General features: G+C 38.4%; 17 protein-coding genes and 1 pseudogene. 2 read left to right on the top strand and 16 right to left on the bottom strand.

The annotated features are described in order from the left end of the window. Positions 1–111 precede the first annotated feature (111 nt). The 13 genes from FYJ25_RS12070 to bioB form a co-directional block, all read right to left on the bottom strand. Positions 112–915 (bottom strand): C69 family dipeptidase, encoded by an 804-nt coding sequence (locus FYJ25_RS12070; RefSeq protein ID WP_154581404.1) that lies wholly within the window; start codon positions 913–915, stop codon positions 112–114. A gap of 254 nt (positions 916–1,169) precedes the next feature. Next, the gene (locus tag FYJ25_RS12065) at positions 1,170–2,525 is read right to left on the bottom strand and encodes a hypothetical protein (RefSeq protein WP_154581403.1); all 1,356 of its coding nucleotides are present in this window, start codon (positions 2,523–2,525) and stop codon (positions 1,170–1,172) included. Positions 2,526–2,652: 127 nt separating this feature from the next. Continuing rightward, positions 2,653–3,609, bottom strand: a complete 957-nt coding sequence (locus tag FYJ25_RS12060) for an N-acetylmuramoyl-L-alanine amidase family protein (protein ID WP_154581402.1) — start codon at positions 3,607–3,609, stop codon at positions 2,653–2,655. Continuing rightward, a complete protein-coding gene (locus FYJ25_RS12055) occupies positions 3,606–4,886 on the bottom strand; it encodes a zinc ribbon domain-containing protein (protein WP_154581401.1) in 1,281 nt (426 codons plus the stop codon). Before FYJ25_RS12055 ends, FYJ25_RS12060 begins: the two co-directional genes overlap by 4 nt. A 795-nt stretch (positions 4,887–5,681) precedes the next feature. After that, positions 5,682–6,557 (bottom strand): phosphoribosylaminoimidazolesuccinocarboxamide synthase, encoded by an 876-nt coding sequence (locus FYJ25_RS12050; protein ID WP_154581400.1) that lies wholly within the window; start codon positions 6,555–6,557, stop codon positions 5,682–5,684. A gap of 122 nt (positions 6,558–6,679) precedes the next feature. Then, the gene (locus FYJ25_RS12045) at positions 6,680–7,336 is read right to left on the bottom strand and encodes an endonuclease III domain-containing protein (RefSeq protein ID WP_154581399.1); all 657 of its coding nucleotides are present in this window, start codon (positions 7,334–7,336) and stop codon (positions 6,680–6,682) included. A gap of 72 nt (positions 7,337–7,408) precedes the next feature. After that, positions 7,409–9,223 (bottom strand): ATP-dependent zinc metalloprotease FtsH, encoded by a 1,815-nt coding sequence (gene ftsH / locus FYJ25_RS12040; RefSeq protein WP_154581398.1) that lies wholly within the window; start codon positions 9,221–9,223, stop codon positions 7,409–7,411. An 873-nt stretch (positions 9,224–10,096) separates the two neighbouring features. Beyond that, a complete protein-coding gene (locus FYJ25_RS12035; RefSeq protein WP_154581397.1) occupies positions 10,097–11,098 on the bottom strand; it encodes a DUF3878 family protein in 1,002 nt (333 codons plus the stop codon). Positions 11,099–11,142: 44 nt separating this feature from the next. Further along, on the bottom strand, positions 11,143–11,457 hold the full coding sequence (locus FYJ25_RS12030) for a TIGR04076 family protein (RefSeq protein ID WP_154581396.1): 315 nt from the start codon (positions 11,455–11,457) through the stop codon (positions 11,143–11,145). Positions 11,458–11,520: 63 nt separating this feature from the next. After that, complete coding sequence (locus FYJ25_RS12025) at positions 11,521–12,276, bottom strand: tRNA threonylcarbamoyladenosine dehydratase (RefSeq protein WP_154581395.1); 756 nt, start codon at positions 12,274–12,276, stop codon at positions 11,521–11,523. A gap of 178 nt (positions 12,277–12,454) precedes the next feature. Continuing rightward, the gene (locus FYJ25_RS12020; protein WP_154581394.1) at positions 12,455–13,408 is read right to left on the bottom strand and encodes a sugar-binding transcriptional regulator; all 954 of its coding nucleotides are present in this window, start codon (positions 13,406–13,408) and stop codon (positions 12,455–12,457) included. A gap of 276 nt (positions 13,409–13,684) precedes the next feature. Beyond that, positions 13,685–15,385 (bottom strand): carbon starvation CstA family protein, encoded by a 1,701-nt coding sequence (locus FYJ25_RS12015; protein WP_154581393.1) that lies wholly within the window; start codon positions 15,383–15,385, stop codon positions 13,685–13,687. 243 nt (positions 15,386–15,628) lie between these two features. Beyond that, complete coding sequence (gene bioB / locus FYJ25_RS12010) at positions 15,629–16,624, bottom strand: biotin synthase BioB (protein WP_154581406.1); 996 nt, start codon at positions 16,622–16,624, stop codon at positions 15,629–15,631. Between the two features lie 332 nt (positions 16,625–16,956). Here bioB and FYJ25_RS12005 point away from each other — a divergent pair, with 332 nt between their 5' ends. Further along, entirely contained in the window at positions 16,957–17,541 is a 585-nt protein-coding gene (locus tag FYJ25_RS12005) for a zinc dependent phospholipase C family protein (protein WP_096240972.1), read from the top strand. Between the two features lie 127 nt (positions 17,542–17,668). Here the strand turns inward: FYJ25_RS12005 and FYJ25_RS12000 are convergent, their stop codons facing one another. Further along, complete coding sequence (locus FYJ25_RS12000; protein WP_154581392.1) at positions 17,669–18,016, bottom strand: Hpt domain-containing protein; 348 nt, start codon at positions 18,014–18,016, stop codon at positions 17,669–17,671. Positions 18,017–18,285: 269 nt separating this feature from the next. Here FYJ25_RS12000 and FYJ25_RS11995 point away from each other — a divergent pair, with 269 nt between their 5' ends. Then, a complete protein-coding gene (locus FYJ25_RS11995; protein ID WP_096240973.1) occupies positions 18,286–19,653 on the top strand; it encodes a sodium-dependent transporter in 1,368 nt (455 codons plus the stop codon). 238 nt (positions 19,654–19,891) lie between these two features. Here the strand turns inward: FYJ25_RS11995 and FYJ25_RS15240 are convergent. Together FYJ25_RS15240 and FYJ25_RS11985 are read right to left on the bottom strand one after the other, a co-directional pair. Further along, positions 19,892–20,253: pseudogene (locus tag FYJ25_RS15240) on the bottom strand (hypothetical protein); the annotation flags it as partial. Between the two features lie 887 nt (positions 20,254–21,140). Continuing rightward, positions 21,141–25,028 (bottom strand): efflux RND transporter permease subunit, encoded by a 3,888-nt coding sequence (locus FYJ25_RS11985; protein ID WP_154581391.1) that lies wholly within the window; start codon positions 25,026–25,028, stop codon positions 21,141–21,143. Between the last annotated feature and the right edge of the window lie 57 nt (positions 25,029–25,085).

Genomic DNA, 25,085 nt, shown 5'->3' with positions numbered 1-25,085 from the left:
GAGCATTGTTTTGGTGTGCCGTCAAGGGTGGCGTACGCTGCCGAAAGCTAACATATCTGCAATTTTCAAGGTTCCGATGGAGCCTTTTTTTCAGCTCCATTTTTTCATAGGCTACTTTACACTACCATAAGAAAGCTTTACATTAATATTTCCTTTATTTACTGCCGGTTTATAAAAATTATTATCTTTGGCAAGCTGAACTAAATCTTTGGACGCTACCACATTCTCTGTATCCTGTGTATCTACATCTCCAATAACAAAACAGTTCGGAATAACAGCCGCTTTGTTTGAAGGCATTTTAATTGCGCAGTAATTATGTCCTGTTAAAATCTCAAAATACCATACTTCATTTTTATCTGCGATGAAAAGACCATTTCCTTCGCCTGCACCAACTTTATCGATTGCGCTGGCAAGAATCTCTACACCTTCTCTTGCAGTAGATGCCTGACAGAGAATATAATCTACAAGATTCTCCTCTGTAATACCACCTATTTCAGAATCATAAGCATCAATGTATTCATCTGCTGCTTCTGCAGTTTCTGACACACTGGAACTTGTTGTCGCAGACATGGACACACCCTTGCTGTTTGTACCAAATTCACCGAAATATCCATCATCGCCTTCTGCATCACGACAAACCGTATAACGGTATGTTGTCTCTGCTTTAATTGGTGCCTGGAAAGTAGTCTCCTCAGATTCGTCTTTATATACGGCATTCTTCCCAACCTGTTTTGCCTGAATTACTTTATAAACTTTGTCCTTACGGGAGGAAATATCCTCTGTTCGTCCATACATCGTTGTTCCGTCTTTTGTACAATCTTTACCTACATAATAAGATGTACATGCCTTTGCCGGTAATGCTGTAAAAAGCATCATACCTGCAATAGAAAGCATTGTTAATACTAATTTCTTCATCTTTCTCTCTCCTCTACTTCAATAATATCAATACTATCCCACAAATCGTTTAAAAATGAAAATTCGCGTATGCTTCTTTGCATTTTTATGCATATTTTGTGGTCTTTTCTATGTATAATAATACTTTATGCATAATTAGTCAATATTTTTTGCATAATTATTTATACGATCACTGTTTTACACAGTTATAAATAAATAAAAAAAGAGAACTTAATCAACACCTTATCATGTTGATTAAATTCTCTGTTCCTCTCTTATTCTTCTGTTACTGTATCTGTTGTTTCCTGAGAGAAATCTTCTACAGTATTCCCTTCTTCTGTTGTCTCATTCTTTACTGTTCCGGTATTCTTTTCATCTTCCGATGCTGCTGTTGTAGCGGAACTACTTGCTGTTGTGGCTGTCGCTGTACTTTCATCCACCGCTCTTTCCAATGTGATTTCCGATACGGATTCTCCGTCCGCCATTGGCATTTTAACGGTATCTTCTTTTATCCTCTTGCTTGTATAGCAGTAGATTCCATCCGCATCTTTTTTAAAGTCGGCCTTCTTTAATTCCTTTTCCGTACTGCTAAAAGTCAGATTACCCGGCAACGTAATCTGCTCATCAAACATTTCCTTACTAAAAGAAAGCTTCGTTATGATACAATCGCTTACCTTCTGATTCTTATCACTCATATTTCGAATGATCACGCCAATCTTCTTTCCATCTGTATTTGTAAGATAAGCATCTTTTTCAAGCTTCCCTCCTGGAACAAGTGTTGCGTTTTCATTTCGAAGTGCCTCTAACTTCCAGCCATCCTTTGTAAAATCGGATACCTTTCCTAATAATTTATACTCTTTATCTCCTACTTTTACAGAAGAAAACATCTTATCTGTGTTCACTACAACACCATCTTCATTCTTTGTCTGTAATGCCTGTTCCTCCGAAGCCTGTTCTGCCTGCTTTTTCTCCTTTTTCAAAGCGGAAATCTGCGTTTTTAGCTTCTGATTCTGTTTCTGAAGAGACTGATTCTGATAACCTAAACCGGCAATAATAAGCACTAGAACAATTCCGATTCCTGCAGCAAATACTTTCCCCATACTGCCTGACTTCTCTGTTTTATCCGATTGTTGCTCCCTTCCGGCTTTTTTTGTTTTTTCCGTTGTTACTTCCTTAAAATCTACTTTCTTAACTTCCGGATGCTTCTCCTGTGTTTCTGGTGTATTCTCAGAATCTGGTGCCGCCTTCTTATCTTGACGTCTCTTTCTCCTATGTAACAGCGTTCCCTCTTCATCATCTGCACCTACAACTTCCTGCCCTACCTCTTGTACTAGCTGTTCTACTTCTTCATCACGACTTAATCTTCTTCTCCTGCCTCTTCTGTTTTGCTTAGATTCTATGTCTGACTCTGTCTCCTCTTCATTACTGTCCGAATACAATCCGTCATTATCAGGATATATACCGGAATCTCCTGCAGCATTCCTGTCATAATGAATAGCTTCCCTGTCTTCTGACATGGACTCTACATTCTCGCCTTCCTGTTCTTTCATGTAAACCTGTGTATCATCTAATTCCTTATCAGACAACATAATCCAGCTCTTCATTGTTGACTTTATTGACTTATCTTTCATTCTCTCAATCCTTTCACGAAGAAAATACTGCCTCTTTTGCAAAAATCGACATTATTTTTTCGTTCATTATAACACATTTATACCGTAAAGAAACAAACTTTCGTTACGAATTTTTTCTTTTGTTTACTTAATCATAGGAAATATGCATTGAAATCACGTTTTCATTGATATCCTTTGTTATCTGGTCAAATGTTTCCATATCATAGGGCAGTTGTTTACTTTCTTCGCCATAATATGTCTTATAGCTAATCTCATTATGCTTTGCATTCCCATCAACTACATGTACAAGCTTCTCCTTATACTCTTTCAACGGTTCTAGCAGACATTTTCCATGATCCACTGTATCTTCCTGGCTTTTCTTAACCAACTGATAATACCTGGCAATCCCCGTTGCATCTGCACAGGCAAGACTTTTCAACTTCTCATCACTGCTCAGATACGCTTTATAATCACTGTTACTGTCAATAAAGGCATGTTCTACAAGAACAGTCAGCATATCATTCTCTACCCCGCCTCGGATAATTGCATAATAATCTGCAATCACTTGGTTCGGATAGCGTTCATCCGCCTCGGAATCCCGCGTCAAAATTCCCTGATTTGTAAGCCCAAGCTTCGTCAGTTCATTTAAAATATTACAGGAAAGCTCTTGTCCTTTTCGCGCAAGAGCATCTTTGTAACCATCTTTTGCCGCAAGCACTGTACAACCATGATCATATGCTGCACATGGACCAGCCGCATTATTATGAAGACTAATCAACGCATCCGCTCTTTTCTCTAGCGCAAACTGTATCCTCTCCGGAAGTTCTATCTCTTCATCTCCCGTCCTTGTAAGGTAAACCTCTGTATTCTCATACGATTCAAGCTCCTGTTTTAAATATACAGCAATCTTTAAATTTAAATCCTTTTCCTCCACCTTTTCATTATCCCTTGCCGCCCCGGACTGACTGCCTCCATGTCCCGGATCAAGAACAAGCACAAGAGGCTTTTCCTTCGCCCGCACCTCTGTTTTCTCTTCAAAACAAAAAACTGTACTTATCACAAAAACTATTAAACACGTAACGATAACATGCTTTCTCATTATCATTTTTTCTTCCCCATATCGTCTTTCAAAAACTGCTGATATGTCCTTGGACGGTACGTTCCTCCGCTAAAAGAACAGTAACGATACACACAATCCACAACATAATCAATCGCATTATAATCATCCTTCATATCCGGATCCGGATATGTAAACTTCAAAATATAATTCTTCTCCCCATCATTCGCTGCAATAATATATACTCCTGTCGTCTCTGAAGAATCTACGGAAGCCCCGATCAGGGTGCGCGCCATTCCTTCGCTGTCCGTCCTTGTCGGCTGCATCTTAAAATAAATCTTATTTACCTGAGAAGAAAATCTATCATAAAGCTGTTTCGCATTCTCTAATGCATTCCCTTCATTCTCCTCGGTATAAACAGCAAGTTCTGCTTTTTTCTCTTCGCTGCCTTCTTTATATGTAAGACTGTACGAGTTCCCCGATGCATTCATCTCACTGTGATTAAACAAATACTTCGGATATCCAAAGCTAAAACTTCCATCTTCTGAAATCACTGTGTTATATGCATCCGTACTGAGGCAGTTCTCCACACTCATATGCGAATTCTCTGTATCCTCAAGCATATGCTCTGCTTCCTTCTTCTCTCCTGCCTTATCCGAAGTGGTGTTATCTGTAGTTTTCTTATCTACATCCTTCTTATCTTTACCACCCTTTGACGAAGTATTCTTCTTAGAATCAGAAACAGAAGAACTTTTATGAATACTGTCTATCAGCATCTCCGGAAATCCACATTTATAAAGCGCAAAACCTCCGGCTAAAACAATAAATAAATAAAGCAGAAACGGCATCGAAGACTTCTTCTTTTTTTGCGGTTTAGCTTCCTGTCTCTTTTTCGTCGATTCCGATGCCGCCGTTCCTGAGCCAGCATCATAACCTCGATATAACTTCTTAGCTTCACTCTCCTCCTGCTTTTTCACAAACTCTTTCCATCTGCGCTGTTCCTCTTCATACCGCCTGCGCGATTCTTCCATTATACGCTGTTCCTCACGCCGTTTACGTTCCGCCTCTTCTCTGGCATATTTCTCCTCAAGAAGTTTTCGTTCCGCTTCTTCCTTTGCCGCCTCTTCTCTTTGTCTCTCTTCTTCTTTTTTCTTTTTCTTTATCTCTTCGTACTCTTTATCATCAATCTCTCTATAGTATGCATCTTCCGTTTCATTGTTATTCTTCTCTTTTGCAGATACATCTTCTCTCTCTACCTCTCGTCCACATCCTGAACAAAATCTTGCATCATCCGGCAAGTTGGTACCACAAAATCTGCACTTCATACTGGGTCACCTCTCTCATTCCTTCATATACTCTTTCAAATTTATATTATAACAGGAAATGGAGAGAATGGGGGATTAAATACTAATTTATTTGAGGGGCTAAAGAAACGAAAACCAGAAATTTAAGATAGAAGAAACTGTGAAGATAGTCGCGGCGTAGAAAATGCCTGTTCGGCATTTTTACTGGCTCCGACATCACATTTTCTTCTATCTTAAATTTCTGGTTTTCTGCTTTTTGGCTCCAGAAGGAAATTAGTATTTTCGCTTGAGGAAGAATAAGGGGATTGTCCAGAAGGCTATGATTTTTAATCAGAGAACTATTTATCCATAAGAAAATAACAGTGAAATCCACGCCTTCTACTTAATTCGTTTTCTTTCACTATAATATCCTTACAATTCTGTAAGAAGAAATTTCTCTTCTGGCGAATTTTTCTCTGGTTAACTCTCAGAATCTTCTGGAGAATCCCCTTCTCTTTCCAATATAAATCACTAATTTGCTATTTGTTATCAAAACCAGACAGCCACTGAAATAAAATTTTATGCTGAATTGTAAGAAGACTATGATAAAGAAAAAAGAATGGTTATAAGTATTGCATTTTGTGACTTTGCGCTATGGAATTCTGACCATAGGAACTTGGAACTCGTTTTTCCCAAGTTCCTGTTTTTCTGGGCAGAATGGAATGCTTAGCGCAACGGAACAAAATCAAACTTATAACCATTCTTTTTTCTTTAGAAGACTAACTACAATTCAGCACAATATCTTCTACATAAAGCGGCGTCTGTGTCCTCAGCAAATTAGTATTTAAATTCTTCACCTGTCAGTTGCTCATATGCTTCTTTATACTTCGCAACTGTCTTATCAATAACTTCTTCCGGAAGATTATAATCGCTGTCCGGATTCTGTTTTAACCAATCTCTTACAAACTGTTTATCATAGGAAGGCTGTCCCTTACCTGCTTTGTATCCTTCTCTTGGCCAGAAACGGGAGCTGTCTGGTGTGAGCATCTCATCACCAATAACGACTCTGCCCTGTTCATCAAGACCAAATTCAAACTTGGTATCTGCAATGATGATACCTTTTTCCCAAGCGTACTCCGCACATTTCTTGTAGAGGGAAATTGTATACTCTTTTAAAATATTTGCGTAGTAATTACCCTTGCCAGGATATGCTTTTTCAAGAATTTCTACTGTCTTATCATAAGATACGTTCTCGTCGTGATCTCCAAGATCAGCCTTTGTGGAAGGTGTATAGATCGGTTCAGGCAGTTTCTCAGATTCCTGTAATCCTTCTGGAAGCTTAATACCGCAAACGGTTCCGTTCTCTTTATAGCTTTCCCAGCCGCTTCCTGTTATGTAACCACGAACGATACATTCGATTGGGAACATCTCAAGCTTCTTACACATCATGCTGCGTCCGGCATATTTCTCATTCTGGAAGAATTCCGGCATATCTTTCACATCTGTTGAAATCATGTGGTTCGGTACTGTGTTCTCTGTAAGATCAAACCAGAACTTGGACATCTGGGTTAAAATAGCACCTTTGTCTGTTACTTTGTTTTTCAAAATTACATCAAATGCTGAAATTCTGTCTGTGGCAGTGATAATTAAGCTGTCCCCGTTATCGTATACTTCGCGGACTTTTCCTTCTTTGATTGGTTTAAATTCTTTCATGTTGTCCATCCTTTTTCCAATGTGATAAGTTATAGTTTTCCTCAATTCACATCCTGCATTATTGCAAAGACTGACTTGCTGAAATTATTTTACTACAAATTTTCGCTTTGCACAATTCCCTTTTACTGCTTTTTTTCTTTCATATAAGAAACATATGACTTACAAACGTCAGCGAGACAGCATTTTTCACAATAAGGTGTTGTTCTTGCCGTACAAACTTCTCTACCATGATACACTAAACGATGGCAAAAATCGCTTCCTTCTTCCGGCGGTATAATTTTCCACAAAGCCATCTCGACCTTCTTCGGATTTTTCTCATTGTCAACCAGACCAATCCTGTTGCAAAGGCGAATGCAGTGTGTGTCTGTTACGATCGCCGGCTTTCCAAAGACATCTCCCATAATAAGATTGGCGCTCTTTCTTCCTACTCCCGGAAGCTTCATCAGATCATCAAAGTTATCTGGTACTTTAGAATCAAATTCATCTCTGAGCATCCGCATACATTTGCTGATATCTCTGGCTTTACTTTTACCGAGTCCACAGGGGCGGACGATTTCTTCAATTTCTTCTGGCTCTGCCTGCGCCAGTTCATTGATTCCCGGATACTTTGCAAATAAATCTTTCACGATAATATTCACTCTCTCATCCGTACATTGGGCTGCCAGACGCACACTGACAAGCAGCTTCCATGCCTCATTATAGTCTAAAGTGCAGTCTGCTCCCGGATATTCTTTCTTAAGTCGCTCTATTACAATCGCTGCACGTTCTTTTTTTCGCATAGTTTCCCTCCATTTTATCAATCGCAAATTACATCTCTCTTTTTTATTTTGATAACTAATACAAGTATTTGATTAGGATTCCAGAATCCGCATAAATTCTTCGCCAGTTATTGTTTCCTTTTCGTAGAGGAAGTTCGCCAACTCATGGAGTTTATCTTTATTTTCATTTAAGATATCCAGTGCTTTTTTATGCTGTGTTTTTACAACTTCTACGACTTTCTCATCAATTTGCTTTTGGGTGTCTGCGGAACACGCAAGAGAGGTGTCTCCGCCAAGATACTGATTATTGACTGTTTCCATTGCAACCATATCAAATTCTTCTGTCATACCGTAACGGGTGATCATTGCTCTTGCAAGCTTTGTTGCCTGCTCAATATCATTAGAAGCTCCTGTACTTATCGTTCCTGTCACAATTTCTTCTGCTGCACGACCACCTGTTAATGTAGCGATCTTATTCTGTAATTCTTCCTTTGTCATAAGATATTTATCCTGCTGTTCTACCTGCATCGTGTATCCTAATGCACCGGAAGTTCTTGGTATGATCGTAATCTTTTGTACTGGTGCGGAGTTGGTCTGCTTGGCTGCCACTAAGGCATGACCTATCTCGTGATAAGCAACCGTCATCTTTTCTTTTGGTGACAGTACTGCATTCTTCTTCTGGTAACCTGCAATTACTACTTCTACACTTTCTTCAAGGTCTGCCTGTGTAACGATTCTTCTTCCATTCCTTACTGCTCTTAACGCTCCTTCATTAATAATATTCGCAAGCTCTGCTCCAGAAGCTCCTGCTGCCATACGGGCTATCGCATGTAAATCTACGTTATCTGCAAGGCGGGTCTTCTTGCTGTGTACTCTTAAGATTGCCTCTCTTCCTACCAGGTCAGGAAGCTCTACCGGCACACGACGGTCAAATCGTCCCGGTCTTGTTAACGCCGGGTCAAGAGATTCCGGACGGTTCGTTGCTGCTAAAATGATAACACCGTTATTCCCTTCAAATCCATCCATCTCCGTAAGGAGCTGATTTAACGTCTGCTCACGTTCATCATTACCGCCAATCTGACCATCTCTCTTTTTACCGATCGCATCAATCTCATCAATAAATACGATACATGGTGCTTTCTCCTTTGCCTGTTTAAATAAATCTCTTACTTTCGATGCACCCATACCGACAAACATCTCTACAAACTCCGAACCAGAAATAGAGAAAAACGGTACATTTGCCTCACCTGCTACTGCCTTTGCGAGCATGGTCTTACCAGTTCCGGGAGGGCCTACTAAGAGAACTCCCTTTGGCATAGATGCACCAATCTCTGAATACTTTGATGGCTGATGAAGATAATCTACAATCTCTGCTAAATTTTCTTTTGCTTCATCTTCCCCGGCTACATCGCTGAATCGGATTCCCTCCTCGGATGGAACATAAATCTTGGCATTACTTTTACCCATTCCAAACATCATATTCGCTCCCCCACCGGACATCTTATTCATCATCTTCTTCTGGGCATAGTATCCTAATGCGGAAAACAAAATAATCGGAATGATCCAGGATAAGAGGAAGGATGCTAATGGAGACATCTGTTCCTGAACTTCTGTTGTAAATTCAGCTCCGGAACGGTACAATCTCTCTGTCAATCCCCAGTCACTGTCCATCTTTGCTGTCTTATACACAGTGCCATTCTGATCTGTAAATGTAATCTGTGAATCATCAATCTCTACTTTTTTAATCTGCTTATTCAATGTCATGTTCATGAACTCATTATAGTCAACCTTCTTAATACTTGCCTCCCGAATCGTTGGCATAACAAACATATTGATTAACATGAGTATGAGAAGCACTACAATATAATAAAAAATAAACGGCTTTCTCGGTGTCTTTACTTCTTTCATGTCTGTTCTTCCTTTCTGCGTACTTACAGGCAATAATAATCTTCTAAAAATTCTTACAATTATCCATTATTGTCTATCAGACTATTGTAAGCTTTTATGACCAAAGTTGTCAACGAGGATTCTGTGAAATAAATGTGAATTACTATTTGATTCATTAGGGAACAGACGAAAATAAAAATAATAGACCATTGCAACTGTAAAGATATCGCTGCGTAGAAAATGCCTGTTCGGCATTTTTACTTGCTCTCACATTACAGTTGCAATGGTCTATTATTTTTATTTTCTGTGTTTCGGCTCCAGAAGGAATGAAGTCAATAGTCTTTGGAAAAAAGAAGGGGGAGAGGTCAGAAGTCTACTACTTGCTCGGAAAATATCTCTATCATGGAATTTTATTTACCTTCTCTCACATTATATTTGCAATGGTCTATTCTTTTTATTTTCTGTTTGTTGGCTCCACATGGAATGAATGCAATAGTCTTTGGTGGAGAGAAGGGGCTAGGTCAGAAGGTCGTGGCTTATTCTGATATTGTCTCCGCAATGCTGTCACTGATAATAAATTTAAAGGTGACTACTTTAATTTCTCGGAAAATGACAATCCACTTTATTTTTACTGTTCGTTAAAGAAAACACCGAATCCTCTGGATGATACATCTTCCGAGCAAGCAGTAGTATTCTGATTTTTCTCCCTTCTCTCCCCAAAGACTATTGCATTCATTCCTTCTGGAGCCAAAACACAGAAAAAAGAAACAATATCATATCCCAGATGCGGCTTCGGAGCGTGTTTAAGATGCGGATGAGCATCTTAAACACAGCGACTACAGAGCAGATGGGATATGATATTGTTTCTTTTTTCGTCTATTTTCTCTCAATGAATCAAATAGTTATTTCTTCTATTTTTGTGTGGTAGTTCCCATGTTGTGTTTTCCATTTCATTATATATATTTTATACTGTACAGAATCTTTAGCTTCTACAAATGGTTCTTCTCTGATGATATCAGCTTTTATTCCTGCTTCTTTTAATTCTTGTTTTCTTTTTTCTGCTTTTTGCAGAATTTTTTGAATTTTTATATCGTTCTTTGTTCCAAAGGAACGGTTCGGATAGATCGATGCTGCTTTTTGTAATCTTTTTGTAAGTATGTTGACTATTTTTATATGGTTTTTCCGATGTAGCATGTAAGCGATCCATCTTGACATCATTGTGGAGCTGTTTTTCTTATAATAGGATAAAAGCCGGATAAATGTTTTATCTTCTGCTTCTTTAGCTATTTCTAGCATTAGATTGATGGCTTTTTCGGTAGGCTGCCATGGATTTTCTCTTGGAACAATGTATTTTTCGGGTACGGCAGGGTAACAGCAATAATTTAGTGGTGGAAATTCTACTAAAGAAGCTAACCTTCTTTCTTCCGGGGTGCTGCAGGATTCATCCAGATAGTCACATTTATCACGCAGGATTGCCAGGCGATATTCTAACACACGCAGGTACTCATACCCTTTTACCCAGAAATGTCCGACATCCCCGTAATTGTATAAATTGTTTTTCTGCAGCAGTGTATCAAAAAACAAGGTTACAACGCTGTCGCCCTGATGCACAACTAATACATACTGTTCTTCTTTTTTATCAAGAACTGCAAGTATCTCCCCTTCATATTCCTTCTGATATTCTCCTGTCATCGTTGCATTATGAAATACAAGAAAACTTTCTACTGCATCATTCATTAAATATACCAGTGATATATCCTGCTGTTTTTGGAATTCATGTTTATGTTTATATTCTGGAAAAATTAACTCAAATTGATCTTGTTCTAACAGTTCTTCTAATCTATAAAAAACATCCGATAGTTCTAATGGTTCTATCCTGTCGCTAATATCAAACATCACGTTCCTCTAATTATATTCTGTAATCATTTCTTTAAAATCTGTCAATCTGCTTCTTCTTCCAAAGCTTCAATTAGAAAACTTACTGGTCGAAATCCATCGTTACAGGATATCATTGCAGACTTTTCATTCTTCATCCAACCGTTGTAAATATCTTTTCCTCCATAGGCAAGTGTCATAACAAAGGAAGACATACTCTCCCAGGCACTATCACACATTCCGTCTGGCTTACTCCATCCGTTTGCGATAAAAACCTGTCCTTCTTCCATATCACAGGCATGTTCCATAGGGTTCTCATATTTTTTCATCAAATCTTTATAGCATGCTTTACGCATGACTGTAATTTTACATTTCTTCATTGCTTTCTTTTCGTTTTAGTTCCTTTGACTTCTTCAATATTTGATTATTATTTTATTTGATAATTATTTTCCTGCAATATCCTTTACTACTTCTCCTGCGATAATCAGTCCGACTACAGATGGGACAAATGCTACGCTTCCCGGAATCGCACGTCGTTCTGTGCATTTATGTTTTGCTCCCGGAGGGCAGATGCAGTTTGCTCTGCAGCTTATGGACATATCCTCGATTGGCTGGATCGGCTGTTCTTCTGAATAAACAACTTTAAGCTTTTTTACGCCTCGTTTTTTTAATTCCCGGCGCATTACTTTTGCAAGAGGACATACTTTTGTTTTGTAGATGTCTGCTACGCGAAAAGCTGTAGGATCAAGCTTATTGCCAGCTCCCATGCTGCTGATTACAGGTACTTCCTTCTTCTTTGCCTGCATGATGATTTCAATTTTGGCTGTGACGGTATCGACAGCATCCACAACATAGTCATATGCATCAAATGAAAATTCGTCTGCGTTTTCCGGAAGGAAAAAACACTGGTGAATATTTACCTGGACATCTGGGTTAATGTCTAAGATTCGTTCTTTCATCACTTCCACTTTATATTTTCCAACAGTTTTTCTAGTGGCAATGATCTGACGGTTCAGGTTGGTGAGACATACTTTGTCATCGTCTATTAGATCAAATGTTCCAACTCCACTTCGTGCCAGTGCCTCACAGACATACCCTCCGACTCCACCGACTCCAAAAACTGCAACGCGGGAGTTTTTTAATTTATTCATTGCTTCTTCTCCCAGTAAAAGCTGGGTTCTGGAAAATTGATTTAACATAATTTCTTCCCTATCTCTTTCTTATTTTTTATCTCTTTCTTTTCTCTTTTTTCTTTTCTCTTGCTTTTTATTATTTTTCTCTACGTTTCAATTCAAGAATGCCGGGGCATTCTTGCTGCGAGATGCGTGTCATGCAATGCATGACATACTTCTTCTGCGCATCTGATATTTCATTCTCTTAATTGATTGGATTATGTCTTACAATAAGTTCTGCTGTTGGTTCGTCAATGTAGAGGCTGTCCACCAAACCACCCCGAAGTGCTGCGGTAAGGATTTTCTCTTTTTCTTTACCTACGGCAACAACAAGTTTATTTGGAATCTTTTTAATTGTCTCAAGAGAAGCACCAACAACTCTTGCATCAATTTTTTTATCGAAAAGCTCGCCATTTTTATTGATAAAATGAGAACAGCAGTCTCCTACTGCACCTCTTCGGCTAAAATCTTTATAATCATTTTCATCGATAAGTCCCATCTCATATACAATAGATGGCCGCTCCAGGTTTCCTACAGAATATATCGCAGTCTGACATACTTCTGCCATTTCAAGAATTTCCTGAATCTGTGGATCTTTTTTTAGTGCATCTACAATAGATGGTTCTGCTACCATTGCCGGGGCCGGAATCTGATATCCAATTCCTCCTACACTATCGACAAATCGCTTCAGAACATCTAATGCTCCTGATTCAAATATTGCTCTGGAAAATCCACCGGTTAACTGTATGACTGAAACGCCTTTTCTTTTCATTTTCGGAAGTTGCTGTGCCAATACAGCCAGTGCATGCCCCCAGGTTACTCCGATCACACTGTCATTTTTTATGTAACGAGGAAGATCTTCTGCTAAGGCTGCGCATACGTCCTGCATTAATATCTGTGGATTGCCTACCAGATCTGGCACGATAATTGCCCTTTTGATCGGGAAACGTTCAATTAATTCATTTTCCAGACTGCTATCTGCCAGGACAGAATCTTTGATACGAACTTCTATAATTCCCATATCCATCGCATTCTTTAAAATACGGCTTACGGAAGACTTACTGATTCCCTCTCTCGCCGCAATTTCCAGCTGGTTATAATGTAATTCATAATATAACTTGGCAATTCGAATTGCCTGATTCATCTTTGCTGTATCCATCTATCCTGCTCCATTCCCTCGAACCCATTTTCTAATATTCTAATACATTGAAGATTATAATTTTTATGCGAATAGAAGTCAACAGATTATGATTTAATTCCTGTGAAAGAACAGTGAAAAAAACATCAGGCTATAACCTCTAACATTACATTTGCTATAGTCTGATGTTTGTATTTTCGTTTATTTTTCTATTCAAGTCGAGCAGTCACTCACCACCTGAAAGAGGTGGGAATCTTCTCGACTGAGATAAACTAAATAGGATGAAGGGCATATCAGCTAAATCGTTTCTGAATTCTTTTTGGATGCAAAATATGCTCTAAGTGAATTTACTACAATGATCACGCCAAGGATCATTAATAAAACAGCAATGATAAGCTGTAATCCTTCTACTAAGAATGTTGCTGTTCCGGCTGAGAATGCCTGTACAAGTGAAATCGTTCTCTCTACTAATGCAGTTCCAGTTACACAAAGCATGATGATCAGTGGAGGGAATAACATCTTGTTGCTTCTTCCTGTTACTTTTAAGAATACACAAAGTGTCACTAACACTAATGCTGATAAAAGCTGATTTGCAGAGCCAAACAGCGGCCAGATATTCGCATATCCTATTCTTGTTAAGATAAATGCTGCCAGTAAAGTGACGATCGTAGAGAAATATGTATTGCATAAAAGCTTTCTCCAGCCTTCTGCATGTGTCATATCATCTACGCTGAACAGTTCCTGAAAACTCATTCGGCCAATTCGTGCCACTGCATCTAAGCTTGTAAGTGCAAGTGCGGATACACACATCGTCATAAAGCACTGTGCTACGTATACAGGGATTCCAAACATTTCAAAGAATCCAGCTACACCACTTGAAAATACCTGGAATGGTGTTCCGTCAGCCGGCGTTCCATTAGCAGAAGCCGCTGCACCAGCTACGCATAAAGCAATCACTGCCAGTAAACTTTCTAAGACCATTGCGCCATATCCAACTTTTAACATATCTTTTTCATTCGATATTGTTTTGGAGGAAGTTCCGGAAGATACCAGACTGTGGAAGCCGGAAACTGCTCCGCAGGCAACGGTAACAAACAAAATAGGAAACAGATTTCCAAGTTGTTCGTTATGAAATCCTGTAAATACAGGAAGATTCATACTTGGATGTGCTACAAGCAAACCTACTACTGCACCTGCAATCATTCCGATAAACATATACGTTGTCATTGCATCACGTGGCTGCTTTAATAACCACATTGGCAATACTGCTGCAAAGAAAATGTAAATAAATGTAATATATGTCCATCCATCTTTTCCTAAAGTAATTGGCATTGCCATACCAATCGCAAGTGCTGCTACTGTACATACTAAACCAACCACTGTCTCTTTCCAGCCTGTCAGTTGAAAATGTTTGTGAATCAGTCCGAAAATCATTGCGAATACAATAAATAACAGGGAAATTGTTCCTGCTGCTCCGTTTGTCTTTGCAGTATCTGCAAGACGGATCACTCCGTTTGTGTCTACTGTATACGCATTAAATGTACCTGCAACCATGTCAGCAAATGCTGCGATAACAATTAAAGTAAATAACCAGCAAAATGCAAGAAATAACTTTCTTCCAAGCTTGCCAATATATTTTTCAATCAAAAGTCCCATCGACTTACCATCATTTTTTACGCTGGCATATAATGCGCCAAAATCAGTAACTGCTCCGAAGAAAATACCTCCGATTAATACCCATAAGAGTACGGGAAGCCAGCCAAATACTGCTGCCTGAATCGCTCCAGTTACAGGTCCTGCTCCCGCAATAGAAGAAAACTGATGACTAAATACTGTCCAGCCATCGGTCGGAACATAATCCTGTCCATCTTCAAATTTATGTGCTGGTGTTTCCGCCTTTGGATCAATTCCCCATTTTTTAGAAAGCCACCTGCCATAAAATACATATGCCGCTGTTAATAAAACTGCCGCAATTAAAACAATTACTAATGTATTCATTTCTAAGTCCTCTCCTTCCTTATGTATACCTTTTGTATACATGAAGCTTTATAGACCTTTTCCTTCATTTTGTCAAGGCATTTCCTAATTTTTATTTCATTTTCAGAACATAAAATAAATTTTTAAAGTTATTCCCTGCATTTTTCATCATTTATAAAAAAAAGCTCTGAATTTTTTAAATATAACTAAAATCCAGAGCTTTTTTGCTATCTTCTTCTATTAAATTGTCTATATTGCCAGAAATCAATCAGATTCTATTTCATATACAAATCCTGCATCCGTAATTGTTTTTATCGTATCTGAGATTCCCTGTCCATCTGCTGTCAGATAACCAGAGGCAAAGATAGAATCTACAACACTGAGTAATTCTTTCTCTCGTCCTTTAAAATAAACTTCTCTTCCAGCCGCACAACGGATATCTGATTGAGGAACTAACAAGCGGGCAAGACATAAAACTTTCATGCAGTAAGACGGGGTGAGTACTGTAGTGTCTGCATGTTCTAGTGGAGTTCCCGGTATCGGAAGCAGGAAGTTAATCGGAAGTGCTTCCGGTTGAATCTCACGAAGATCGAGGAGCATATCTACGATATCTTCTTTACTTTCTCCCATACCGATAATCCCTCCGCTGCAAATTTCAAAACCGAGGCGCTGAAGCATATGTATATTATTTACACGTTGTTCGTAAGTGTGAGTTGTACATATATTATGGTAGTAAGACCGGCTGCTGTTAAGATTGTGATTGATACGGTCTAATCCGGCTTCTTTTAATATTAATGCCTGTTTTTCCGTAAGAAAACCAATGGAACAGCAAAGATGTGTTCCGTCTGCTTTCATAACACGAATTTTTTCAGCAAGTTCTTCGATATCTTCATCCGTAAACTTCATTCCACTAAGACCGATGCAATGTCTTGAAAGATGATTGTCATGTACAAATGCATTATCACTGTATAACTTTTCATCATCAACCCATTTGTATTTTTCAATATCTGCTTTCGAACGGCATGATTGTGCACAATAAGCACAGTTTTGAGAACAGTTTCCACTTCGGGCATTCGTGAGCAGATGAATACTCACATGATTCCCCTTATATTTTTTACGTAAACTTCCTGCCATTTCCATAAGAAAAGGCATATCTTCTTCCGGAAGATTCATAATTGCAATCGCTTCTTCTCTGGAAAATGAATATTCTTTATTTATATTATCCGATAATATTTTTCGTATTGTATCCGCAGTTATCATTGAACTCATAGTAAAATCCTTTCCGAAAATGCATACAACCAAACACTTCTGTTTTAACTTTCTGTCATTTAATGATGTTAGGGTCAAAAGGTATTTGCCCCTAACATCATTAAATGTAGCATGGTAAATTTTAATTGTCAACGCATTTCGGCATATTTGAGTTAACAATTCACAATCTTTAAGTATTTCTTACGATTAGGTGAATTCGACCAACAAGACAGAAAGAAAGTGTATAATAACAAAAGTATATCAAATTATGTGATGTACTCACAACGTCAGGCACGAAAACATTCCGAAAGGACATTCTGTTTTTAAAAGGAGAAATTAAATTAATGGATAAAATAGGACATTTAGTTGTGACAAAGTCATTAACAGGGAATATGCACAAAACTCATAAAGCAGCTTTGTTGCTTGGTAGTATATTACCGGATTTATTTGTATACACCTATTTGGAAGGACATACGTGGGAAGCGACTTTTGATAAAATAATAAATCACATGGAAGTTTTGGAAGAGAAGGGCCGGGGCGGTTGTTTTTCTTATTTAAAACTTGGCTGGGTCCTGCATTATGTAGAAGATTATTTTACTTATCCACACAATACAATTTTTGAGGGAACCATTCCCGAACATTATGCTTACGAGAAGAAGATGACTAGATGGATGAGAGACGGTGCTTTAGAGCAGATGTCCATGCCAATCTGTAAGAAACTTGATTCTTCTTCACAGTTAAAGAACAGAATTCAGGAATTACACGATAACTATCTTTCCCAGGAAATGTGCAATGAGAATGATACGGCCTATATGCGGCAGATGGTTTCAGAAATACTGAATTGTTATGAAGAAATATTTACAAACAAAAGAGAGTTTGCCCGCTTTATGGGATGGGTACGCAGAAAAGCCGGAGCAAAGACCGCGTAATCTTCTCTCTTTTCACCACAGATAAAACCCCTGAAAAGTATAGCAGCCTAAAACAATTCCGTTTCCTCTTCTATACTTTTCAGGGGTTCATCTTTTCTAAATAACGTACAATCTACAAATCTCCAATCTATTCCAAGCCCTGGATTGCCGTCACTGTTTTCTGATACTTTTGTGATACCTTCTGAAATAATTCTTCACTTCCTGCAGTTTTTCTCTCTCTTAACTTTTCTGTAAGTTCCGCACTCACTTCAAAAAGTTCATCAAATCCCAGATTCAGACACACACCTTTTAATGTATGTGCTGCACGAAATGCCTCTTCTCCATCATTCTTAGCAAGACTTTCTTTTAACTGAGCAAAACTTGGATCCTGTAAGAATTTTAATGCGAAACGCTTAACTATAGCCTCGCTTCCTAATCTTCCCAGAACACCTTCATAATCTGAGCCCATCAGTTCATAACATTCTTTTACTGTCATTTTTTCTCCCTCACTCTATTCTTTCAAAATCATTTTGAGTACATTGTTATTTTTAATTATAATTGATGTTAGGGGTAAAATACATTTTGACCCTAACATCATTATATCAGAGAATCCCACAAAATCAAGAAAAGGTATCCTTGACATTTTTCTGGTAAAACTATATAATTTCCGAGGTATTTATACACTATTATGTACTTTCGGAATCTTTTTGTGCTTGATTTTGTGAGAAAATTCCGAGAATACATTATTTTATAAGGGAGGTACTTATGAAGGAAAGAGAAAGGTTAGGTTCTCGTCTTGGATTTATTCTTATTTCTGCTGGTTGTGCTATCGGAATAGGAAATGTATGGAAGTTCCCTTATATGGCAGGTCAGGGAGGCGGTGGCGCTTTCGTGTTATTCTACCTTCTTTTCCTGTTAATTCTCGGACTTCCTATTATGACAATGGAATTTGCAGTTGGAAGAGCCAGTCAAAAAAGCCCGGTAAAAGCTTACTATGCTTTGGAAAAGCCGGGACAGAAATGGCATATTCATGGTTACATTACACTAATCGGCTGCTATTTATTAATGATGTTTTACACAACAGTTGCTGGATGGATGCTTCATTACTTCTATCTGACTGCAACAGGAAAGTTTACAGGTTTGGATTCCGATGCTGTAGCTTCACAGTTTAATACCATGCTCAGCCAGCCACAGGTTATGGGCTTTTGGATGGTTATTATTGTTATCGCAGGTATCTTAGTCTGCTCCATCGGATTACAAAACGGTCTTGAAAAAGTAACAAAGGTAATGATGATCTCTCTTTTATTTATTATGGTCATTCTTGCCATTAACAGCTTTTTTATGGATGGTGCCAAAGAAGGATTAAGCTTTTATTTAATTCCTGACTTTGAACGAATGAAAGAAATCGGAATCATCAAAACAATTACCGGAGCGATGAATCAGGCATTCTTTACTTTAAGTCTCGGTATTGGTGCTATGTCTATTTTTGGAAGTTATATTGGAAAAGAACGCTCCCTGCTCGGAGAATCTTTAAATATCGCTTTATTAGACACTTTTGTAGCTATTACATCCGGACTCATCATTTTCCCTGCCTGCTTTACATTCCATGTAGACCAGACTTCCGGCCCTGGGCTTATCTTCATTACTCTGCCGAATATTTTTAATCATATTCCTATGGGTAAATTATGGGGAAGTTTATTCTTCATATTTATGTCCTTTGCCGCTTTTTCTACTATTCTTGCCGTATTTGAGAATATCATTTCCTGCGGTATGGAATTAACCGGATGGAGTAGAAAGAAATCCAGCTTTATCAATGCAATTGCCATCATTCTGCTTTCTGTTCCATGTGTCCTTGGATATAACTTATGGAGCAGTGATATCTTTGCAGTATTTGGCGGTGCTGTGCTTGATTTTGAAGACTTCTTAGTAAGTAATCTGTTCTTACCTCTCGGTTCTCTTGTATATCTTTTATTCTGTACAAGCAGATACGGCTGGGGCTGGAAGAACTTCACTACAGAAGCCAATACCGGAAAAGGCCTGAAAATACAGAACTGGATGAGAGGATATATCTCTTATATACTTCCGCTCATCGTCCTCTTCATCTTCTTCTTTGGTCTATACGACAAATTTTAATCTGTAGATTTGGTACAGACGAAAAAAGAAAACCTATCCTATCCCATCTGCTCTGTAGTCGCTGGGTTTAAGATGCTCATCCGCATCTTAAACCCGCTCCCAAGCCGCATCTGGGATAGGATAGGTTTTCTTTTTTCTGACTATTCCAAATCCACAGTTAGGCAGGAATGGGGATTCTCCAGAAGTGTGTGTCTTTTGACTAAATTGTATTAAGTCATCTAAAGAACAAAGAATTGTTATAAGTTTGATTTTGCTTGGTTGCGCTAAATGCTTCATTTTGCCTCAAAAAACGAAGGGGCTGCCGGTTCAAAATTCCTTTCTCACTCTGTATATTTGCATGGGCATCCTCTTTTAAAGCTTCCCATGGTTCGTTAATCTTCATGACCTTATTTTTCTCTGCAGCTTGATGTAACTGAAGATTTTATGTTCCTTTAAATACAAAAGATTCTTTTCACTGCAATAACCACTGTCTGCAGTTACTTCTTCCAAAATCTCTCCAAATGCGTTTTTGTGCTTTTCTAACACAGGAATCAATGTATTATAATCTGTCCGGTCATTACTTACATAAGTCTGGACAATGAAATAATTCTCTACGGCAATCTAGAGCAGATTTTTTTGAAGTTTCAGGATTTTCAGCGGAGAACAGTTGGCTAACAAGCCAGAAAAATCTAAATCCTCCATCACTTTTTCAGGGTATAGACTGGATCATCGTCAGGTAAACTCAATTCGAAGAAACTAAAGTTAATTTTCTGTTGCCCCATTTCAAAAAATTCGTTATAATAATCTTGTTTTAGCATAGTTCCATCATAACATGGAACGGAGAAAAGATGGTTGTCGTTAGCCATCTTTTTTTCTTTTTATGAAAAATTTTTAGGAGCTATCTATTTCCCGACAGCCACAGCATCACCACATAGTTTATCCGGATTATATCTATTTCACTACGCCTCCATGAAGGAGGCGACCCTAACATCTAAATGAAATGTAGATAGCGAGATATTTCAATCCACGCCTCCGAGAAGGAGGCGACTGCAACATATTGTGATACCTCAACTATCATGTACATATCTAGCCTCAACAACTTTTTTGTCCGCTATTTTTAGCTTTATATCGCAATATATTGTACTATTTTTCCTTTTTTAAGTGCGAATGGCCTGCGTTTTTTGCGTAGCTTATGATTCGCACTATGTTTAATTTTTAATAGTTTCTATATTTTATTTCAAGGTATTCCTTTTTAACGAAGATAAGATAATAAGAAACTTTTTCTTTCTACATTTGACTATATCTAAATTTAGAAAGATTTTCGAAAAAGGGATTTTGGCAATCCCCATTCCTATCAACTACAGATTTCGATTAAACAGAAAAAAGAAATAATACCCTATCCCAGATGCGGCTTCGGAGCGTGTTTAAGATGCGGATGAGCATTTTAAACACAGCGACTACAGAGCATCTGGGATAGGGTATTATTTCTTTTTTCGTCTACACCAAATCTACAAATCCGTATCGTCTATATCAATTTCTTTTGGTTGCTTACGATAGAGGATATCATACATTACCGGAATGATAAACAATGTCATAAGTGTTGCGTATAACAGGCCGAATGCGACTACAACCGCCATTCCTTTCTGCATTGCATTTCCTGCATCCTGTGAAAATACCATAACGCTCATAGAAAGTATTGTTGTGAGTGCGGTCATGAGGATTGGTCGCATCCTTGTTTTTCCTGTTTCGATCAGTGCTTCTTTTTTTGCCATGCCGCCCATCCGCAGCTGATTGACGTAATCTACAAATACAATACCGTTATTTACGACGGTTCCCATCAAGATCATGAAGCCCATTAATGCCATCGATGAAATGGACAAATGGAAAATTCCAAGACCGATCATTCCGCCTGTAAATGCCAGTGGTACGGTAAATATAACAATAAACGGAGATAAGAGGCTCTGAAACTGTGCTACCATGATAAGGTAGATGAGCAAAAAGCCGAGTGCTAATGCTTTTCCCATCTGTTTTAACATTTCTGTTGTCTGTGTTGCATCTCCGGCAAGTTCTACTTCGTAACCATCTGGTGCTTTATATTTATCAATTTTTTCTTGAAGTTTTCTTGATAACAAGGTAGCATTGGCATTCTCTTCTAATTCTGCTGTTACCGTCAGATACGGCTTTTGATTTTCTCTGGTGATACTTTCCATGCTGTATCCATCGTCTTCTGATGCAAATTCAGACAGTTTATATGTATGTTTTTCATCTTCGCCATCACTATTTTTTTCTGTGGTTTCGATTTTCATATCTAAAATGTTTTCATAGGTGAGTTTGTCTGTCTCATTGATCAGATTTACTTCCACATCTTTATCATCCATATTTAAGGTAATCGCATTTTTTTCGGTCGTTGTATGTTTTGCGATTTCCTGATAAATCTGTGCTATCGTAAGACCATGTTCTGCTGCTTTATTTCGATTAATTTTTAAATGTAACATCTTATCGGCAGTTTCGATACCATTTGTTGCTGTTTTTACTCCAGAGATATTTTTCATCATCTTTACAACATCTTCGCTGATCTTAATTAATTTCTGCTGATTTTCTCCGTATACATTGACAGAAAGCCCCCCACCGCTAAGAGTGGACATATCACCTATTGCAGAGGAAGATACCGTAAGTTTTTTACATCGTACATTCTTTGTCTTATTCTCGATATCTTTTCGGATCTTACGGAATTCCTTGGTTGTTTTAATATTTTCTTCTGTAATAATATTAAAAGTAAATGTTGTATAATTATCTGTTGCTCCGGTTTCCATCATACTTGAAGTTACACTGGCATTGCCATCAAGACCTGCCACCTTCTTAATTCCGTCTATTCCTGTCAGTATTCCCATTACTTCATCGGCTGTCTGGTATGCCTTTTCTTTCTTGATCGTATCTTCTAATGTCATGCTGACTGCAATCTGGTTACTGTCCATATCATCCATCATAACAATTCCTGTCCGCATACTCTGCATCACACAAATGATGAGCAATACAATAGAGATAAGCAGCGGAACGATTTTAAATCGAAGTGCAAGTTCTAAAATGTTTCCATAAATGTCTTTTATCTTCTCAAACCATGGCTGTTTTATCTCTTTTGCTTTTCGAAGAATTACCGAACCCATTGTTGGGACAACGGTAAGAGCCACAAGCAGGGAGGCTATCAGTGCATACGATATCGTAAATGCAAATGGAATCAATAACTGACTTACCATACCGGATGTGTAAACCATCGGGAGAAATACACAGATTGTTGTAAGTGTAGAAGCTAAGATTGGTCCCGCTACCTGTGCTGTTCCCCGAACTGCTGCCCTTGGCGCTGACATGCCTTCATTGCTGAATCGATATACATTTTCCATAACTACAATAGAGTTGTCTACAAGCATACCGATTCCAAGACAAAGTCCGGCTAGAGACATAACATTAATATTGATTCCGGTAAAGTACATGATAATAATCGCAAATAATACACTAAACGGAATACTAAATGCAACAATGATCGTCGGACGTATATCTTTTAAGAAGAGGGCAAGGACGATGATCGCGAGTACCGCACCTAATAAAATACTATTCAATACACTCTTTATAATGATATTGATATACTCTCCCTGATTCATTATGATCGCAAAAGAAAGACCTTTATATTTCTGTTCCAGTTTTTTAAATGCATTCTGAATTCCTTTGGATACAGTACTTGTATTCGATGTACTTCCTTTAAATACAGATAACAGAATGGCATTCTCTCCATTTACTTTTGAATAAGCTTCGCCCTGATTATCTACAACGGTCACATCTGCAACGTCTTTCACCCGAATCTTTCCTACTCCATCAATCTTCGTAAGTACAAGATTATTCAGCTGCTTTTCATTTGTGAAATTATCTCCGACTTCTACAAGCCACTGATGATCACTCTTATCTTCGATATATCCTGCAGGCATTGAAAAATTCTGTGCTGAAATCATTGTTGATAAAGTATCGAGACTCAGCAATGCATCAATGTTTGCGTTCTCTCTGGCAGCCTTTCTGGAATCTTCCAGCTTATCCTCTGCATCATCTAATTCCTTCTGCGCTGACTCTATCTGTGTCTTTCCTGCTGCGATCTGTGCCTGACCGGCACCAAATCCGGCTGCTGCAGAATAGCCGCCTGCAATTAATTTTGACTGCTGCTTATCAAGCCCTTTCATCTGCTCTTTTAACTTATCAATAATCGTCTTTTGTACTTTAATCTTTATTTTTAAATTAGAAAGTTCTGTATCAATCTGCGGAAGACGAACTTCCACTGCTTTATACATTTGCTTCAAAGAATCTATCGTCAGTTTAGAAAACTGTTCACCATACCCCATCTGCTCCATCCAGGAGACAAACGCTTCAAACTGCTTTGGATGATTTATTGCCTCTTTCACTGATTCCGGAATTGTAATTCCCATCTGTTTTGCAGCTTCACCCATTGTCACATTTAAATTTTTGAATGTATTATTTAAAGTATGGTATGTCTTCTCAAGACCTGCTTCTTTATATGCCTTTTTTTCTGCCTTTAATGCACTCTGGCTTGCCTTCAGACTATTAAGTTCTGCTTCGTATGCTGCTTTCTGTGATAATGCCTCCGCAAGCTTTGTCTGCGCCTCAGCAAGCTTCTGATTCGTTTCTTGCTGCTTGCTGCTTAACGTCTTTTCCTGCTTTTTTAACTGTTCTTTACTCTTTTTTAGAGAAGCCCTTGCATCTTCAATCTTCTCACTTGCCTCAAGAAGCTTGTCATTCGTCTGCCCGAGAATCTTATCATTCATCTGGTCAATCTTCTTCTCATTCAGACGAATCTCTACATGATCTTCAATAAGACCGTTAGCCGATACACTTGCTACACCATCCTGACGTTCTAAATATGGCTTGATCGTCTTTTCTGCAAAATTAGACAGCTCTTTAATATCCTTCCCTTCGTAACTGACACTGGCATACATTGTCGCCATCATATCCGCACTGATTTCCATGATATTCGGTGTTCCACATCCCTCCGGCAGACTCAGCGAATTCAATGCCTTAGACACACGAACAAGCGCCGCTTCCATGTTGGTATCTTCCGCAAATTCAAGCATCAGCATCCCATAATTATTGGCAGAAGTACTTGTCAGTTTCTCTACGCCATTAATCGTACCAAGCGTACTCTCCATCGGCTTAATAACATCATTCTCCACCTTTTCCGGAGAAGCTCCTACTTCTGTTGTAATCACCGCCATGTACGGCAGTTCTAACTCTGGAAGAAGATCTGTCTGCATCTCACCAAGACTGACAAAACCAACAACCAAAACAATGATTACCGTCACCAGAACAAAATACGGTTTCTTTACAAAAAACTTCGTCATATCCTTTCCTCAAACTTTCCTTTTACTCTTTTTTACTCTTTCTTACTCTTTTATTCC

The organism is Anaerobutyricum soehngenii, from assembly GCF_009697165.1.
GTDB classification, from domain to species: Bacteria; Bacillota; Clostridia; order Lachnospirales; family Lachnospiraceae; genus Anaerobutyricum; species Anaerobutyricum soehngenii.
Note: the sequence above shows the minus strand (reverse complement) of the source record. Positions and strands in the feature narration are given on the sequence as shown.